This window comes from Sulfuricurvum sp. (assembly GCF_049305995.1).
Taxonomy (GTDB): Bacteria; Campylobacterota; Campylobacteria; order Campylobacterales; family Sulfurimonadaceae; genus Sulfuricurvum.
The window spans coordinates 1-1,691 of record NZ_JBAQPS010000141.1 but is presented as its reverse complement, the minus strand read 5'-3'; the positions used below and the strand labels follow the sequence as shown (position 1 = coordinate 1,691).

At 34.2% G+C, this 1,691-nt stretch carries 2 protein-coding genes; both read right to left on the bottom strand.

Annotated features, from left to right (window positions below):
* Nucleotides 1-620, bottom strand: a 620-nt coding sequence (locus WA010_RS04775) for a UvrD-helicase domain-containing protein (RefSeq protein ID WP_422556007.1), incomplete at its 3' end; no start/stop codon positions are given.
* Nucleotides 621-637: 17 nt separating this feature from the next.
* A partial coding sequence (locus WA010_RS04770; RefSeq protein ID WP_422556006.1) for an HNH endonuclease family protein occupies nucleotides 638-1,691 on the bottom strand: 1,054 nt, incomplete at its 5' end.

The window sequence follows — 1,691 nt, the reverse complement described above, 5'->3', positions numbered from 1 at the left end:
AACACGTACCGCTCGATGAGTGAAAGCGATTTATAGAGGGATACGTTTTTAGTGATTGCGAGAATATCGTTTTGGTATGTTTCATCATTAACGACATCGAAGTAGATTTTTTGAAAGAGCTGCTTTTTATCCTCTTCACTGATAACATCGAGTTTACCGTCGATCTTCGCTACATCAGCATGGCGTTTGAGAATCCCTAAACAAAACCCGTGTATCGTCGTAATGTTTGCCTCTCCCATCTCCTCTATCGCCTTATTCAACCGCGCATGAATATATTCTCTAGCATAGGGTTCCAATCCCTCATAGGCTAAAGCGATCGATTGTAAGTCGCCGTCTTTGGCATCCAGCGTATCGGCATGTAAAATCTTATGAATAAGACCGAAAATCCGCTCTTTCATCTCCAATGCCGCCGCTTCGGTATAGGTGATAGTGACGATTTGGCAAAGATCGGCTTTTTTCGTCTCACGATCATTGTAATAGTGTTCCTGCCCCGCCTCTTCGACAAAGAAATCAAACCCCAACAGAATATTGATAAACCGCCGTGAGAGGGTATAGGTTTTACCGCTTCCGGCTCCGGCACTGATGGCGAATGAGGTTTGGATAGAGAATTTATTTATCATACTTATATTCTCATTATTCATGGCAAGAACAAAAGATTTTCTTGTAAGTCAGGATTCTTTAATTCTTCAATCTCCCAGTGATCTGCCATAAATTTTAGTAATTTAATACCTCTTTGTTTAATTTCATTTATTGTCCATTGAGGTTCTTTACTAATTTCTCGTTCAGCGTATGACCCATTGCTGTAACCAACCATATCTTCGTCAGTTTTCCCATTTTTTTTGATTTCAAAACAATAATTTTGTAATGCTGAATTTTTTGATACCGAAAGAGGTGTTAAATTACCTATAGTATTACAAAGGTTTTTAATTTGTTTTGTATCAAATTGACTAAATGATTCCTTCCAGCACTGTTCAACTAATGCTTGTGGCATAACATGTTCGATGCTACGATGACCATTTTTTGCTTCATTGTAAGCTTGCCAATGAATCATGATTTCACTATTTCGACTCTGTTGTTTCAAAGATAGTTCATATTCAAAAAGAAAATATGATAACCCGCTCCAGCTATAATATCCATCTTGATTTTTAAATTTTTCTGCTAAATAAATTTTAAATTGTTTAATATCAATATAACTTGCATACCACCAATTTATGCCAGAAAATTTATCATTAACAGGATCAGCTGTTCCGATGATATTTTCTATGCTCAATGCTTTTTGGAAATACTTTCTAGCATAACCATAAAACTCACTATCTCCCGTATTTGATCGTCTTTGTGAAATCCTAAAAATCACAAAAATATATTTTTCCATTAGCTTCAATAGATTACATACTTCGGTAATATTATATTTATCATCTCGACTAAATATGGACATCAATAAAGGTGTAAATGCACCATAATTTAATCTATATAACTTATCTAGCAAAAGCTTTATTTGGTCATCATAAATAGCTAATGTCGGATTATGTAAATAGTACCAATGTTTAACACTTTCCTTTAAACTTAGAACATATTTTTGAATATCACTGATTTTTAATTCATTTATTTGTATTTTTTTAACTATATATCTTTCTTCTAGCAAATCAACAATGTAGTCATTCCCTTTTTGGCGACTATAGTCATGGTACATT